Annotated in this window: 12 protein-coding genes; 8 read left to right on the forward strand and 4 right to left on the reverse strand. The window is 70.5% G+C overall.

The features are described from left to right. Positions 1 to 2: 2 nt before the first annotated feature. Positions 3 to 917, forward strand: coding sequence for a cation diffusion facilitator family transporter (locus ACQP00_RS16150; RefSeq protein WP_433219777.1), 915 nt, complete (start codon positions 3 to 5; stop codon positions 915 to 917). Positions 918 to 1,032: 115 nt separating this feature from the next. On the opposite strand, the gene ACQP00_RS16155 is transcribed toward ACQP00_RS16150, so the two are convergent. Next, positions 1,033 to 2,208, reverse strand: coding sequence for an RICIN domain-containing protein (locus tag ACQP00_RS16155; RefSeq protein ID WP_433219779.1), 1,176 nt, complete (start codon positions 2,206 to 2,208; stop codon positions 1,033 to 1,035). A 129-nt stretch (positions 2,209 to 2,337) separates the two neighbouring features. Between ACQP00_RS16155 and ACQP00_RS16160 the strand changes: the two genes are divergently transcribed. Together ACQP00_RS16160 and ACQP00_RS16165 are read left to right on the forward strand one after the other, a co-directional pair. Then, complete coding sequence (locus ACQP00_RS16160; RefSeq protein ID WP_433219780.1) at positions 2,338 to 4,521, forward strand: CBM35 domain-containing protein; 2,184 nt, start codon at positions 2,338 to 2,340, stop codon at positions 4,519 to 4,521. Positions 4,522 to 4,613: 92 nt separating this feature from the next. After that, positions 4,614 to 5,414, forward strand: a complete 801-nt coding sequence (locus tag ACQP00_RS16165) for a hypothetical protein (RefSeq protein WP_433219782.1) — start codon at positions 4,614 to 4,616, stop codon at positions 5,412 to 5,414. 7 nt (positions 5,415 to 5,421) lie between these two features. Here the strand turns inward: ACQP00_RS16165 and ACQP00_RS16170 are convergent, their stop codons facing one another. Beyond that, the gene (locus ACQP00_RS16170) at positions 5,422 to 5,808 is read right to left on the reverse strand and encodes an NUDIX hydrolase (RefSeq protein WP_433219784.1); all 387 of its coding nucleotides are present in this window, start codon (positions 5,806 to 5,808) and stop codon (positions 5,422 to 5,424) included. A 50-nt stretch (positions 5,809 to 5,858) separates the two neighbouring features. On the opposite strand from ACQP00_RS16170, the gene ACQP00_RS16175 reads away from it, so the two are divergent. Further along, positions 5,859 to 6,569, forward strand: coding sequence for a GntR family transcriptional regulator (locus tag ACQP00_RS16175; protein ID WP_433219786.1), 711 nt, complete (start codon positions 5,859 to 5,861; stop codon positions 6,567 to 6,569). Here ACQP00_RS16175 and ACQP00_RS16180 read toward each other — a convergent pair. Next, positions 6,566 to 7,174: a TetR/AcrR family transcriptional regulator gene (locus ACQP00_RS16180; RefSeq protein WP_433219788.1), complete on the reverse strand. Its 609-nt coding sequence runs from the start codon at positions 7,172 to 7,174 to the stop codon at positions 6,566 to 6,568. The two genes, ACQP00_RS16175 and ACQP00_RS16180, sit on opposite strands and share 4 nt — an antisense overlap. 120 nt (positions 7,175 to 7,294) lie before the next feature. Between ACQP00_RS16180 and ACQP00_RS16185 the strand changes: the two genes are divergently transcribed. From ACQP00_RS16185 to ACQP00_RS16200, 4 genes are all read left to right on the forward strand, one after another. Then, positions 7,295 to 8,611 (forward strand): MFS transporter, encoded by a 1,317-nt coding sequence (locus ACQP00_RS16185; protein WP_433219790.1) that lies wholly within the window; start codon positions 7,295 to 7,297, stop codon positions 8,609 to 8,611. Continuing rightward, positions 8,608 to 10,401, forward strand: a complete 1,794-nt coding sequence (locus ACQP00_RS16190) for an extracellular solute-binding protein (protein ID WP_433219792.1) — start codon at positions 8,608 to 8,610, stop codon at positions 10,399 to 10,401. Before ACQP00_RS16185 ends, ACQP00_RS16190 begins: the two co-directional genes overlap by 4 nt. Positions 10,402 to 10,443: 42 nt before the next feature. After that, positions 10,444 to 11,025: a hypothetical protein gene (locus ACQP00_RS16195; RefSeq protein ID WP_433219794.1), complete on the forward strand. Its 582-nt coding sequence runs from the start codon at positions 10,444 to 10,446 to the stop codon at positions 11,023 to 11,025. Between the two features lie 187 nt (positions 11,026 to 11,212). After that, positions 11,213 to 13,135: a family 43 glycosylhydrolase gene (locus ACQP00_RS16200; RefSeq protein ID WP_433219796.1), complete on the forward strand. Its 1,923-nt coding sequence runs from the start codon at positions 11,213 to 11,215 to the stop codon at positions 13,133 to 13,135. Here ACQP00_RS16200 and ACQP00_RS16205 read toward each other — a convergent pair. After that, the gene (locus ACQP00_RS16205; protein WP_433223873.1) at positions 13,114 to 14,727 is read right to left on the reverse strand and encodes a sodium:solute symporter family protein; all 1,614 of its coding nucleotides are present in this window, start codon (positions 14,725 to 14,727) and stop codon (positions 13,114 to 13,116) included. The genes ACQP00_RS16200 and ACQP00_RS16205 overlap by 22 nt on opposite strands. Between the last annotated feature and the right edge of the window lie 21 nt (positions 14,728 to 14,748).

The following is a 14,748-nucleotide window of genomic DNA, read 5'->3' on the forward strand; positions in this document are numbered from 1 at the left end:
CGATGGGGCACGGGCACGATCACGCGGTACACGGGCACGCCGACCGGCGCTGGCTCGGGCTCGCGCTCGGCCTGATCGGCGCGTTCATGGCGGCCGAGGTCGTGGTGGGCGTCGCCGCCGGCTCGCTCGCCCTGCTCTCCGACGCGGCCCATATGCTCACCGACGCCGGGGCGATCGTGCTCGCGCTGGTGGCCATGCGGCTGGCGGGACGGCCGGCCAAAGGCGGGTACACCTTCGGGCTGAAACGCGCCGAGATCCTCTCCGCGCAGGCCAACGGGCTCACGATGCTGCTGCTCGCGGCGTGGCTGGCGGTCGAGGCCGTGCGCCGGCTGATCCACCCGCCGGCCGTCGAGGGCGGCCTCGTGCTGGTCACCGCGCTCGCCGGAGTCGCCGTCAACGTGGCCGCGGCCTGGGCGATGTCGCGGGCGAACCGCTCGAGCCTGAACATCGAGGGCGCGTTCCAGCACGTGCTCAACGACCTGTGGGCGTTCGTCGCCACGGCCGTCGCCGGGCTCGTCGTGGTGACGACCGGGTTCACGCGCGCGGACCCGATCGCCACCCTCATCGTCGTCGCGCTCATGGTCCAGGCCGGGATCGGGCTCGTGCGCGCGTCCGGGCGGATCTTCCTGGAGGCGGCGCCGAGCGGGATCGACCCGCCCGCCCTCGGCAGCCGGCTCGCCGCGCTGCCCGACGTCACCGCCGTGCACGACCTGCACGTCTGGGAGATCACGAGCGGGCAGCCGGCGCTGTCGGCCCACGTGCTCGTGGCCGAACACCGCGACTGCCACGCCGCGCGAGTGTCCATCGAGGAACTGCTGCGTGAGGAGTACCGCATCACGCACAGCACCCTGCAGGTCGACCACACCCCGCAGGGCGCCGCGACGGCGACGCCCTGCAGTTCTTACAGCTCTTCCTAGCGGCGGATGGTCGCACCAGCGCTCTTGGTTACCGTTTGATGTCCTGAAAAGCGGTGGGGGAGCTTCGCTCCACCCACACCCCCTCAAGACCGCACCCGGTCCGACGGGTCTGGTTTTAGCGGAGGCTCCAAACCTGGTTCGATTGTGTTCCGCCGCTGTAGCAGTCCCAGATCTGCAGGATCGTGCCGTTGGCGGTGCCGCGGCCGCTGGCGTCCAGGCATTTGCCGGAGTTCGGGTTCACGATGGTGCCGTTGCCGTTGACCACCCACTGCTGGGCCGGGTTGCCCAGGCACGTCCACAGCCAGACCTGGGTGCCGTTGGCGGTACCCTGGCCGCGCACGTCCAGGCACTTGCCCGACTGCGGGTTGACGAAGGTGTTGCCCGACCGGGCCCACTTCTGCGCGCCGCTGCCGTTGCAGTCCCACAGCTGGACCTTGGTGCCGTCGGCCGTGCCCTGCGCGTCGACGTCCACGCACCGGCCGGAGCCCTGGCCGACGATGGTCTGGCCGCCGCCGGGGTTGGTGCTGCCCGAGGTGCTGTAGCTGAAGGTGCCGACGGACAGGCCCGCGCCGCCCTGCCAGGGCTCGAAGCCGGCCTGCACGCTCGTGAGCCACCAGCTGTTCTGCGCGTACCCGCGGCCGAGCATGTCGTTGTAGAAGTCGCGCACGTTGAACGCGATCGAGCCGGTGCCGGCGGTGCGCACGTACGACACGACGTTCCAGCCGATGTTGCCGAACCACACGTCCCACGTACCCCCGGCGATGTTCACCGTGGCGACCCGCCCGCCGACCGGCTGCGGCGCGCCCGCGTGGTTGAGCCACACCATGAGCTCGGCGCCGGTGTTCTGCCCGTCGGTGCGGGCCGTCGGGTCGAACCAGATGTCGTACGCGGCGTCCCACTGCCCGCCCGCGTAGCTCATCGACACGCTCGTGCTGACGTTCTGGAACGCCGGGTTGGACACCTGCATCGGCAGGCCGGAGCCGCTGGAGCAGTTGCCGTAGTGACAGCCCGCATAGATCGACGGGTACGACCCGGGCGCGCCGTTCGTGGGCTTGTTGTGGTCCGAACGCGTCAGGCTGAAGCCGGACCCGGTCACGTTGATGCACTGGGTCGTGTCGTCGCCCCAGTTGTTGTTCTGCACGATGTACTTGCCGCCCGCGATCGCCGTCGAGCCGTACTTCTCGCAGATGGCGGTGTCGGCGTGCGCGCTCGGGGCGAAGGCGACCCCGATCGTGACGGCCGCGGCGCCGGTGGCCGCGGCGAGCAGGAGTGCGCGGAAACGCTTGAGCATGTGACTCCTCGGATGGGACATGGCGGTGTACCCGGGACAGCGATGAACGCTAATTCCGCCGCGCCCAGTCCATCCATGGTTTTCGAAACAGCTTGTCCCGGTAGCGCTCCCACCGCACGCTGTGCTGCCATGAGGAGACTCGTACTCGCAGGAGCCGCCACCCTGCTGGTCGCGGCGTCGATCTGGGCCGGACTCCCGCCGGCCCGGGCCGCCGACGCGACCGCCGAGGTGGTGGCCGTCGACGCGAACCAGCTGTCCGGCCCGCTCAAGAAGGCCGGCCTCGGCACGCTGTTCGGCGTCGCGGCCACCCCCACCACGCCCCGTGACCTGATCGCCGGCTCGCAGCTGTACCTGAGCCAGCACCAGAGCGCGCAGGGCGACGCGAGCTACCCGACGTCGACCGAGGCCGTCGCCGCGACCCTGCGCGGCACCGGGACGAAGATGATCGGGCGCTACAACGACTTGATGGGCGGCTGGCCGTACCAGTGGAAGGGCCTCAACGACTGGATGTCCAAGGTGGACAGTGCCACCCGCTCCGTCCAGAGCTACAAGGACGTCCTGTACGCCGTCGCGCCGTTCAACGAGCCGGACAACAAGCTGCAGGGCGGCTTCGGCACGGACGCGTCCATCCCCGGTGCGACGTACGACGCCAAGTTCAACTGGCTGTGGACCCAGACGTTCCGGCGGATTCGCGCGATCGATCAGTCCATCCCCATCATGGGACCGAACTTCGAGCACTACTCCGGCTGGGTCCCGGCCGAGCAGGAGCGGATGCGCGCCTTCCTGGCCAACGCGGTCGCGACCGGCACCAGCCCAAACCTGATCGGCTGGCACAGCCTCGGCCCCAGCCCCGGTGACGTGCCCGAGGACCTCGCGCGCTACTACCGTCCACTGGAGACGCAGCTCGGCGTGCCCGGGCGTCCGCTGCCGGTGGTGATCGAGGAGTACGGTCCCGGGACCGGCGACTTCGAGGGCGTTCCGGGGACGATGGTCAAGCACTGGGCCGAGTTCGAGCGCTCCGGGGTGGACTATGCCTCGATGGGCATCTACACCAACCCCGGGCTGCTGGGGAACACCCTGCGACGCACATGCGGTACAACCGCGAAACCCAACGCGGGGTGGCAGATGATGCACTGGTACAAGTCGATGCAGGGACAGCGCGCGTTCGTCAGCCGCTGGGACGCCAGGCACTATCAGGCGGCCGACGGCCTGGCCAGCTGGGATTCCGGCGCGCGCAGCCTCACCGTGCTGCTCGGCGGCGAGGACGCGGACATCGACGTGGACGTCACCGGCCTGGCCGCGCGCGGACTCGGCCCGAACGTGCGGGTGCAGCTCGACGCGGCGCTGTGGGACGTCGACCCGGGCGCGGCCGATCGCACCGTCGAGCGCGGCGGCGACGCCCAGGACGCCACCTACAACCTGTTCGACAAGGCGATGACGGTCGGCCCGGACGGCCATCTGCGCGTCCCGATCCGGCGCATGGAGGGCTACAACGGTTACCGCATCGTCATTTCGGCGCCGGGACCGTCCATCGTGTACTCCACGAAGTACGAAGCCGAGAACGCGAACGTCACCCATGCGATCCGGTACGGCACCGCGCCCACGACGTCCGGAGGGTACGTCGGCGGCATCGACCACGCCGACAGTTCGGTCGCGTTCACCGTGAACGCCCCGATCGCGGGCATCTACACCATGCGCATCCGGTACGCGAACGCGACCACGTCCGCGGCGAGCCACCTGGTGTCGGTGGACGGGACCGCGCAGGGCTCGGTGTCGTACCGGACGACGGCCGCGGGCTGGTCGCCGGCCGAACTGCGCACGGCGACCAAACGCCTGCGCCTGCACGCCGGAACGAACACCGTCCGGCTGGCCAAGGGCGCGGGCTACGCCGAGCTCGACGCCATCGACGTGCGCCCGGACACCCACCGGTACGAGGCCGAGCTCGCCACCGTGACGCACGCGGGCATCCACGGCTTCCGCTGGAACGAGTTCCCGGACTTCGTGGGCGGCATCGACCACGCCGACAGCTCGGTCGGATTCGTGGTGGACGCCCCGGCCGACGGCACGTACCGCATCGAGGTCGGCTACAACAACGGCACGACCTCAGGCGCGACGCACACCATCGCGGTGGACGGCGCCCAACAAGGAACGATCGCCTACGCGCCGACCGGCCACTGGTTCGACACCGCCGCCCAGGACGCGAACGAGGGCCTGGCCACCGCGACCGTCACCCTGCGCGCGGGAGCGAATCGGCTCGTGCTCACGCGCGCATCCGGCTACGCGGAGCTGGACTTCCTGCGCGTCGCGGGTTAGGAACGTTCCCGACACTGTGAAAGGCGTCGTAGTCCCGGCTGCGGCGCCTTTCCTACCCTCCAGGGAGCAACACTTCTGGAGGTATACACATCATGAAATACATAACCGTCATGTTCGCCGGCGCGCTCACACTCGTGTCGCTGAGCGCCTGTCAGGTTTCGACCAGCACGAGCACCAGCACGATGCCGGCCGCCGGCCGGACCGTGCAGAACGCGGCCAACGTACCGCCGCAGGAGGCACTGACCAAGGCCATCAAGCAGCTCGACACGACGGCGTACAACTTCAGCATCAAGCAGGGCGTGATGACCGGCGGCGGCCGCGTCGACTCCGCCGCGGGCACCGGCGCGTTCGGCATCGGCGGCGACGTCGACCTCGGCCTCGGCGACGGGACGAAGACGCGGGTCTCAGTGGCGTACACCGTCATCGCCCCGGAATTCTGGATCAAGGCCGACTTCGGCGACACGATCAACCAGCACTACGGCATGAACCCCACAGCCTGGATGCACGTCGACAACAGCAAAATCACCGGCGCCCAGATCCCCCTGGACAAGTCGGGCAAACTCGACACGGGCATCACCGACCTGCTGTCCGACGTCGCGGACGTCAAGCGCACCGACAAGACCCACTACACCGGCACCATCGACGTCACCGGCGCCGAGGGCATCATGGCCCCGACCGACGCGGCCGCGAAGAAGCCGGGCGCGAAGACGCTGCCCTTCACGGCCACGGTCGACGAGCAGAACCGCCTGACCGTCTTCACCATCGACGGCGCCTCGGTGGACGAGAACCTGGCGATGGAGCTGACCTTCACGTCGTACGGCTCGATCGAGAAGGTCACCGTCCCCTCCGGCGCGATCGAGGCGCCCGACTCGGTCTACGAGCTGATCGGCTGAGCGTGCCCTAGGCGGCCGGTAGAAGGTGATCACGCAACAACGGCGCCAGTGGTACGTCGTCGGCGTGGGCCGGGTCGAGCCAGTACAACTCCTCGATCTCGGCCTGCGCCGACACCGGGCCGGTGAGCGGGGCGGTGAAAACGTCCGCGTCGACGGTGAAACCGGCCTCGTTCGCGGCCGGGGCCTCGAACCGCCCGAGGTGGCCCAACGCCGCGGGGTCGACCGACAAGCCAAGCTCCTCGGCCAGTTCGCGAACCAAGGCGTCGGCCGGGGTCTCCCCGCGCTCCAGCTTGCCGCCCGGCTGCATGAACACCGTGGTGCCGCGCTTGCGGACGAGGAGCCAGCGGCCCTGGGAGTCGCGGACCACGGCGGCGACGATGCGGATCACGGGCACCCGACGAGACTAGCGTTGGCACGGATTGTTCAACGATCCGGCATTGTGCGATGCTGCTGGGCGTGACGCGTGCTGCTGCTCCCGAGGACTGGGCCCTTGCGCTCGCCGATGACCGTGCGCAGCTTGATCGCGGTGGTTATGGGGAGCGCGTCGCCGATGTGCTGCGGGATCGGATCACCCAAGGGGTCTTTCCGCCCGGTACGCGGCTCAGTGAGGAGGCGTTGCGCGAGGCGCTCGGGGTCTCGCGCAACACGCTCCGTGAGGCGTTTCGGTTGTTGTCGCACGAAGGACTGCTCACGCACGAGTTCAATCGGGGCGTGTTCGTCCGCGAGCTGACCGCCGAGGACGTACGCGACCTCTACCGTATCCGGCGCATTTTGGAGGGTGCGGCCGTTCGCGGGGTCAAGGATGCGCCCGACGGCGCGGTCGATCGCGTCCGGGAAGCGGTGGAGTCGGCCGAGGCGGCGGCGGAGCAGGGTGCCTGGGTTGCGGTGGGTACCGCGAACATGCGCTTCCACCAGGCCGTTGCCGGACTGGCGGGCAGCCGCCGGGTCAGTGAGACGGTGCGCCGGCTGTTGGCTGAGCTTCGGCTCGTGTTTCTGGTGATGTCGGCGCCGCGGGAGTTTCACGAGCCGTATCTCAAGACGAATCGGGAGATCTACGAGCTGCTCGCGCGGGGCGATGCCAAGGCGGCCGACAAGGCGCTGGCGGCCTATCTGGACGCGGCCGAGGATCAGCTGCTGAAGGCGTTCGGCGACTAGCGGGCCAGGGCCCCGTGCAGGAACAGGTCCACGAGATCGGCCGTCGTCACCTCCGGGGCCAGGGGGGAGCGGCCGCGGGCGAACATGAAGCCCAGGAACGCGTCCGTGGCCACCGAAACCGGCAGGCGCAGGCGGTCCTTGTCCGGCTCGAACAGTTCGGCCACCGCGGCCTTCGTCTCGGCCTGGGAGCGGGCGCGGTCCGGGGCCGGTGAGCCGGGGCCCGGGGGAGTGCGCTGGGCGTGCATGCCGGTCGAGTGCAGCGCGCCGACCACGGCGCCCATGCGGCCCAGGTGGGCCTGCAGCGCCTCGGCCGCCTCGAGCAGGCGGTCGTCCAGGGGCTGCTCCAGCGAGATCGTCTCCAGTTGGCGCATGAGGTGGGACGGGTCGAGGGCGCGGGCGATGCAGGCCCGCAGGAGTTCCTCCTTGTCGGCGAAGACGCGGAAGATGGTGGCCTCGCCGATGCCCGCGGCGCGGGCGATCTGGGCCGTGGTGACGCGGTTGCCGTACTCCGCGACCAGGGGCAACGCGCTCTGCAGGATCATCTCGCGGCGCTGCTCGGTGCTCATGCCCGGCGCGCGCCGCCGGGGGGCCTGAGGTTCTGTCATGCCGGGAACTGTACGGAGTGAGTACTCACTCCGTCAAGACATAAACCGGAGCCTATTGCCGGATCGTTGAACAATCCTCTACCGTCTCCAGGAAGGAGCACGATCCGTTAGGAGCCCACCATGGCAAAGCGGACAGCCCAGCACGACCAGTCGGCCCCCAAGCGGGTCATCATCGCGAGCCTCGTCGGTACCTCACTGGAGTGGTACGACTTCTTCCTCTACGGTTCCGCCGCCGCGCTCGTCTTCGGCAAGCTCTTCTTCCCCTCGTTCGCCAGCGTCACCGGCACGCTGCTCGCGTTCGCGACCTACGCGGTCGGGTTCGTGGCCCGGCCGCTCGGCGGGATCGTGTTCGGGCACTTCGGCGATCGGGTCGGGCGCAAGGGCGTGCTCGTCGTGACGCTGGTCCTGATGGGCGGGGCGACCTTCGCCATCGGGCTGCTGCCGACGTACGCCACGTGGGGCGCCGCCGCCCCGATCCTGCTCGTCGCGCTGCGGTTCCTGCAGGGGCTCGGCCTCGGCGGGGAGTGGGGCGGCGCCGTGGTCATGACGATGGAGCACGGCGGCGACGAGCGGCGCGGGCTGAACGCGTCGTGGCCGCAGGTCGGCGTCCCGGCCGGCAACCTGCTCGCGGCGGGCGTGTTGTGGTTGCTCAACACGGTACAAACGGATGCGGTTTTTCTGTCCTGGGGTTGGCGGGTGCCGTTCCTGCTCTCCGGGGTGCTGATCCTCGTGGGGCTCTGGATCCGGTTCACGGTCGCGGAATCGCCACAGTTCGTCGCGGTGGACCGGACCGCGCAGATGCCGCTGCTCGAGGTGCTCACCCGGCATCCGCGGGCGCTGCTGGTCGCGATGGCCGCCCGCGTCGGCACCGATGTCGCGTTCTACGTGTTCACGTTGTACGTGCTGACGTACGTGACCGGCACCGTGAAGCTGCCCCGGGACTATGCGCTGTCGGCCGTACTCATCGGATCGGCGCTGCAGCTGGTGCTCATCCCGCTGTTCGGGGCACTGTCGGATCGGGTGGGGCGCCGGCCGGTGTACGCGGCCGGGGCGATCGGGGCCGCGCTGTGGGCGTTCGCCTTCTTCCCCTTGCTGGACACCGGCAATCGGGCCGCGATCGTGCTCGCGGTCGTCGTCGCGCTCGTCGCGCACGCGGCCATGTACGGGCCCCAGGCCGCCTTCGTGGCCGAGCAGTTCTCGACCCGCCTGCGGTACTCGGGGGCCAGCATGGGGTACCAGATCGCGGGCATTTTCGGCGGGGCCCTGGCGCCCATCATCGCGGTGAAGCTCGTCGCGGCCACCGGCTCGGCGCTCAGCGTCTCCATCTATGTGCTCGTCGCCCTCGCCCTGACCGGCGTCGGGCTGGCGTTCGCGAAGGAGGAGCGCCGCGCGGGCGTGCCCGAAGCGCCACGGGTCGCCGAGGTCGTGCAGCCGTGACGCGCAAGGCACCGCTGGCGGCGGCGGTCGTGCTCGGCCTGGCCGCCGTCGCCGGCACCTATCTGTGGCTGCGCCCCGAGAAGGCCGAGGGCAACCGGGGCCGTGACGACTGCGTCCAAATTGAGCTGAGTGCGTCGACCGAGAAGGGCGACCTGCTCGCCGAGCTGGCCAAGCGGTACAACACGGCGGGCCGGGTGTTCGACGGCCGCTGCGCCGGGGTGTCCGTCCACAAGCGAACGTCCGGCGCCGCGATGGAGTCCCTTGTGGACGGCTGGAACCCGGACGCGGACGGCGCGCCGGCCCCGCAGGTGTGGGCGCCGTCGTCGTCGCTGTGGCTGGGCCTGGCGCGGGAGCGGGCCACGGCCCAGGATCGCGCGGCGCCGCTGGACGACACGCCCGACGCCGACGTGCCCTCGATCGCGCAGAGCCCGCTGACGATCGGCATGCCCCGGCCGATGGCGGAGGCGCTGGGCTGGCCCGGCAAGCCGCTCGGCTGGTCCGACGTGCTGGCCTTGGCCAACGATCCGCGCGGCTGGGGCGCCTACGGGCACCCGGAGTGGGGCCGGTTCACGCTCGGCAAGGACAACCCGCACCTGTCCACGTCCGGGCTGGCGGCCACGGCGGCGGCGTTCTACGCGGCCAGCGGCAAGTCCAGCGACCTCACCCCGGCCGACCTCGCCCGCCCGCAGGTGCGCGACTTCGTCCGCGGGGTCGAGGCGAGCGTGGTGCACTACGCCGACGACGCGGTGAAGTTCCTCGGCAACATGGCCGAGGCCGACGCCCAGGGTCGCGCCACGTCCTATGTCAGCGCCATCGCCATGCAAGAGCAGCTGTTGTACCTCTACAACTCCGGCGCCCCGGACGGCGATCCCGGCCAGATCGGCAAGGGGCGGCGTCCTTCGGTGCCGCTGGTGGCGGTACACCCGAAGGACGGCACGCTCATGATGGACCACCCGTATGTGGTCCTCGCCGCGGCCTCGGCCGAGCAGCGGGCCGCCGCCGCCGACTTCCTGGACTTCCTGCGCCGGCCCGAGCAGCAGCAGCGCTTCGCCGACCTCGGGTTCCGCGACTACCAGGGCCGGGCCGGAAGCGCCCTGGCCACGGCGATCGGGCTGTCGGCCGACCAGCCGGCGCTGTCGCTGATCGACCCGCCGGCCCCCAACGTGCTGTCCCGGATGCTGGCGGGCTGGGACGACCTGCGCAAGAAGGCGCGGGTCCTGCTCGTCATGGACGTGTCGGGCTCGATGCGGGAGTCGGCCGGCGGCGGGCGGAGCCGGTTGGACGCGGCCAAGGACGCCGCGATCGCCGGGCTGCGGCGGCTGCACCCGGACGACGAGGTGTCGCTGTGGCAGTTCTCGACCGAGGACGCCGGAGGACCGCAGCCGTACGTGGAGCTCGTCCCCTTCGGACCCATGCGCGACGTCCAGGGGCGGCTCACCACGGCGATCCAGGGCCTGCATCCGGAGGGTGGGACGGCGTTGTACACAACCGTGCGGGCGGCCCAGCGCGGCATGGTCGAGCGCTACGACCCCGGCCGGATCAACGCGATCGTGGTGCTGACCGACGGCAAGAACGAGTACCCGCGCGACAACGACCTCACCGCGCTGCTCAGCGACGTCAACGCCGACACCCTCGAGCGCTCGGTGCGGGTCTTCGCGATCGCGTTCGGCGACAAGTCCGACCTCAAGACGCTGTCCGCGATCGCGCGCTCGTCGCGGGCCGCGGCGTACGACGCGCGCAACCCGGCCGCGATCGAGGACGTGTTCATCTCGGTGCTGAGCAACTTCTGACATTGCCGGAGGTGTATACGCTGCGCGGGGGAGGGGGCGGGCATGCGGTTCTTGCGGGGGCTCGGGGGCGCGGCGACGGCGCTCGCGGCGGGCGGGATCGCCATCTGGGCCGGGCACATCGGCTCAACGGGGTGGTGGCGGTGGCTGGTCGTCCTGTTCCTCGGCGTGGTGGCCTGGATCGTCGCGACCTTCCTCGTGCCGTTGATCGCGCTGGAGGCCGGCGAGGAGGCCGGCTCGATCCTGCTGATCCCCGCGGCGGCCCTCGTCGTGGCCACGATCTGGCTGACCGCCATCGACCTCGAGGTCCGGACCGGCCAGTGGCAGGCGGCCATCGTCACGGGCAAGGAGTGCCGGTCCACCGACAGCGGGTGCGCCTGGGTGTACCGCGTGAGCGACCGGCGTACCGAGCAGGACCTCGGCTGGATCGGCTGCAACGAGAACGTCCTCGCGCCCGGCGACCAGACCCGGGTGCGCAGCGATCCGGACGGCCGGCACCGCCCGAACCTGGAGCCCTGCGCGCACACCTCGCACAGCTGGACGGTCGCTTTGCGGGTGGTCGAGGGGCTGTGGATCCTCACGGCGCTCGCCGCCTTCGTGGGTGCCATCTTCTTCTGGGATTGGTGAGGACCGTTGACAACCGGAAGACATCGACGTAGAACCATGTGAGAGCGCTCTCACACACTGTCCGCCCGGGTTGGCCGCCACCGACCCGGGCGGACGCCTATTTGTCAAGCATTGACAGAAGGCGTTGGGTTGTGTGCATCTTTGACGGAACCTGAGCGTTTTCCCTCCAGCATCGGAGCCGCCACCGATGAACAGACGCCTGCTTGCCGGCCTCACCGCCGCCCTCACCGCCGCCGGGTTGCTCGCCGCCCTCGCGCCCGCGGCCCCCGCCGCGGCCGCCCTCCCGGACTACAGCACGGCCGAGGCGGGCAACCCGTTCGCCGACGGCTGGTACGCCGACCCCGACATCGCCATCTACGACAACACCTACTGGGTCTACCCGACCACCTCGAAGAGCTACGGCGAGCAGACGTACCTCGACGCGTTCTCCTCGACCGACCTCGTCACCTGGACCCGGCACGCCAACGTGCTGACGAAGGCCAACGTGTCGTGGGCGACCCAGGCGATGTGGGCCCCGGCGCCGATCCAGCGCAACGGCAAGTACTACCTGTACTTCGCGGCCAACGACATCCAGAACAACTCGACCCTGGGCGGCATCGGCGTCGCCGTCGCCGACAACCCCGCCGGCCCGTACCGCGACGCGATCGGCCGGCCGCTCATCGGGCAGTACTACAACGGCGCCCAGCCGATCGACCAGGACGTCTTCATCGACGACGACGGGCAGGCCTACATCTACTACGGCGGGCACGGGCACGCCAACGTGGCGCGGCTCAACGCCGACATGACGAGCATCGGCACGTTCCCGGACGGCAGCACCTACAAGGAGATCACGCCGTCCGGATACACCGAGGGCCCGCAGATGTTCAAGCGCAACGGGAAGTACTACCTGATGTGGTCCGAGGGCGGCTGGACCGGCCCGGACTATTCGGTGTCGTACGCCATCGCGAGCTCGCCCACCGGCCCGTTCACCAAGCTGGACCGGGTCCTCGCCCAGGACGCGGCGGTGGCCAAGGGCTCCGGGCACAACTCGGTCGTCAACGTGCCGGGCACCGACACCTGGTACATCTTCTACCACCGCCGCCCGCTGAGCGAGACCGACGGCAACCACCGCGCGCTCGCGTACGACCGGATGAACTTCAACGCCGACGGCACCATCCAGCGCGTGACCATGCGGGTCAAGGACAACTTCGCCGACGCCAACGCCTACGGCTGGCGCACCTACAGCGGCAGCTGGAGCGTGACCGGCGGCCGCTACCAGGCGGGCAACTCGCTGGGCGGCAAGGCGATGCTGGACACCAACTTCGGCGACTTCAGCTACGACGCCGACGTCAGCGTCACCTCCGGCACGGGCGACGCCGGGCTGGTGTTCCGGGCGACCGGGCTGGGCAGCGGCACCGACGCCTACAGCGGGTACTACGCCGGGATCAGCCCGGCCGGCCGCGTGGTGCTGGGCCGGGCGGCCAACAACTGGACCCAGCTCGGCACGGCGAACCTCAGCGTGGCGGTGGGCACGACCTACCACCTGCGAGTGACCGCGGTCGGCTCATCCATCAAGGTGTACGTCGACGACCTGACCACGCCGAAGATCAGTGTCACCGATGCCACGTTCGGGTCCGGAGCCGACGGGGTGCGGGTGTTCAACGCCGCGGCGGCGTTCGACAACGTGGCCGTCGGCGCGCCCACCGGCCAGGGCACCAACCTCGCGCAGGGCCGGCCGGCCACCGGATCGACCCCGTGCGCGGCGTCCGAGGGGCCGGAGAAGGCGGTCAACGGCAGCGTGTCCGGGGGCAACACCGACAAGTTCTGCTCGTCGGTGGCCGGGCCCTGGCTGCAGGTCGACCTCGGCGCGACGAAGAGCATCAGCCGCTTCGAGGTCGCGCACGCGCAGGCCGGCGGGGAGTCCGCGGCGTACAACACCAAGGCCTTCACCATCGCGGTGTCCAACGACGGCACCACCTGGACCCAGGCGGTGAGCGTCACGAACAACACCGCGGCGAGCACCACGCACCCGGTCAGCGGCGTGTCCGGCAGGTACGTCCGGCTGACCGCCGGCACCCCGGAGCAGGGTACCGGCGGCGCGGCGCGGATCTACGAGCTGCGCGTGTTCTGACGGATGTAGCGGGGTGCGGCGTGGACGCCGGCGGGACTGCTGGGCAGGCCGTCGAGGAGGTTCTCGAGGCGCTTGACCATCGGGTCGTCGGCGTCCGCGTCGTAGTCGTCCGGCCGGGTCGAGTCGTGCCCGGCCGGCACCCGGGCCGCCCGCAACAGCAGCGTGCCCAGCACCACGATCGCGAGGTTGACGACCAGGGCGACGATGCCGACGTACACCGGCCAGCCCGCGATCGTGGTGATCGAGCCGCCGAAGTGCGCCTTGGCGATCGTGCCGTTCGGGCCGGCCTGCGGGATCCGGTACAGCAGCACCAGCCCGACCCCGAGGCCGCCGGCCAGCCCGGCCAGCAGGGCCAGCCGGTGGAACCAGCCGGTCAGCAGCCCGAGGAAGCCGGCCGGGATGGTCTGCAGGATGATGACCCCGCCGATCAGCTGCAGGTCGACGGAGAACTGCGGGTTGAGCAGCAGGATGCAGAACACCGCGCCGACCTTCACCACCAGCGACGACCAGCGGCTGACCCGCGCCTCCTCGGCCGGACTGGCGGCCGGGCGCAGGTACGCGCGGTAGATCGAGCGGGTGAACGCGTTCGCCGCCGCGATGGACATGACCGCGGCCGGGATGAGCGCGGCGATGCCGAACGCGGCCAGGGCGATGCCGGACGACCAGGCCGGGAACAGGTTGTGGAACAGCTGCGGGATGACGGTGTTCAGGTCGCGCCCGACCGGCCGGACGCCCTGCGACAGCGCGAAGAAGCCGAGCAGCGCCATCAACCCGAGCACCAGGCAGTAGATCGGCAGCGCGGCGGCGTTGCGCTGGACGGTCGAGCGGTCCTTGGCGGCGAGCATCGTCGTGAGCGCGTGGGGGTACACGAAAATCGACAACGCGGAGCCGATGATCAATGTCAGGTAGGCGCTCTGCCCGGCCGAGCCGCCGAGCAGCAGCCCGTCGCCCGGCGCGGGAGTCGCGGCGAAATGCTGCCCGGCCTTGCGGAACGCCTCGCCCCAGCCGCCGTTCATCGCCACGATGAGCAGCGCCGCCACGACGACCCAGCCCAGCAGCACGTCCTTGGCGATGGACAGCAGCGCGGGCGCGCGCAGCCCCGAGCGGAACGTGCACAGCGCCACCACGGTGACCGCGGCGAGCAGCGGCCACTCGCCGGCCATCCCGACCGTCTGCAGTACCGCTTGCAGGGCACTGAGCTGCACCGCGATGTACGGCATGGTGGCCGCGATCCCGGTCAGCGCCACGGCCGCCCCGAGCCCGCGCGAGCCGAAGCGGGCGGCGGTGAATTCGGCCGGCGTCACGAACCCGTGCCGGTGGGCGACGGACCAGGCCCGCGTGGTGAAAATGAACGAGAGCGGGGTGGTGATCGTCGCGAACGGTACCGCGAAAAAGCCCATCGCCCCGACCCCGTAGGTGAGCGCGGGCACGGCGACGAAGGTGTAGGCGCTGTACATGCTGCCGCCGAGCAGGAACCACGTCGTCCAGTTCCCGAACGCCCGGCCGCCGACGCCCCACTCCTCGAGGTTGTGAATGTCCCGCGGCCGCCGCCAGCGGGCCGCGCTCATGCCGAGCAGGAGCATCGCGCCCATCAGCCCGGCGAAGACGAGGGT

Source organism: Dactylosporangium sp. CS-047395, from assembly GCF_050942185.1.
In the GTDB taxonomy this organism is placed as follows: Bacteria; Actinomycetota; Actinomycetes; order Mycobacteriales; family Micromonosporaceae; genus Dactylosporangium.

Excerpts from the sequence above, each read along its gene's own strand:
- ACQP00_RS16150 (WP_433219777.1), top strand. The coding sequence starts at position 3 with ATGGGGCACGGGCACGATCACGCGGTACACGGGCACGCCGACCGGCGC.
- ACQP00_RS16155 (WP_433219779.1), bottom strand. The coding sequence starts at position 2,208 with ATGCTCAAGCGTTTCCGCGCACTCCTGCTCGCCGCGGCCACCGGCGCC.
- ACQP00_RS16160 (WP_433219780.1), top strand. The coding sequence starts at position 2,338 with ATGAGGAGACTCGTACTCGCAGGAGCCGCCACCCTGCTGGTCGCGGCG.
- ACQP00_RS16165 (WP_433219782.1), top strand. The coding sequence starts at position 4,614 with ATGAAATACATAACCGTCATGTTCGCCGGCGCGCTCACACTCGTGTCG.
- ACQP00_RS16175 (WP_433219786.1), top strand. The coding sequence starts at position 5,859 with ATGCTGCTGGGCGTGACGCGTGCTGCTGCTCCCGAGGACTGGGCCCTT.
- ACQP00_RS16180 (WP_433219788.1), bottom strand. The coding sequence starts at position 7,174 with ATGACAGAACCTCAGGCCCCCCGGCGGCGCGCGCCGGGCATGAGCACC.
- ACQP00_RS16185 (WP_433219790.1), top strand. The coding sequence starts at position 7,295 with ATGGCAAAGCGGACAGCCCAGCACGACCAGTCGGCCCCCAAGCGGGTC.
- ACQP00_RS16195 (WP_433219794.1), top strand. The coding sequence starts at position 10,444 with ATGCGGTTCTTGCGGGGGCTCGGGGGCGCGGCGACGGCGCTCGCGGCG.
- ACQP00_RS16200 (WP_433219796.1), top strand. The coding sequence starts at position 11,213 with ATGAACAGACGCCTGCTTGCCGGCCTCACCGCCGCCCTCACCGCCGCC.
- ACQP00_RS16205 (WP_433223873.1), bottom strand. The coding sequence starts at position 14,727 with ATGGGCGCGATGCTCCTGCTCGGCATGAGCGCGGCCCGCTGGCGGCGG.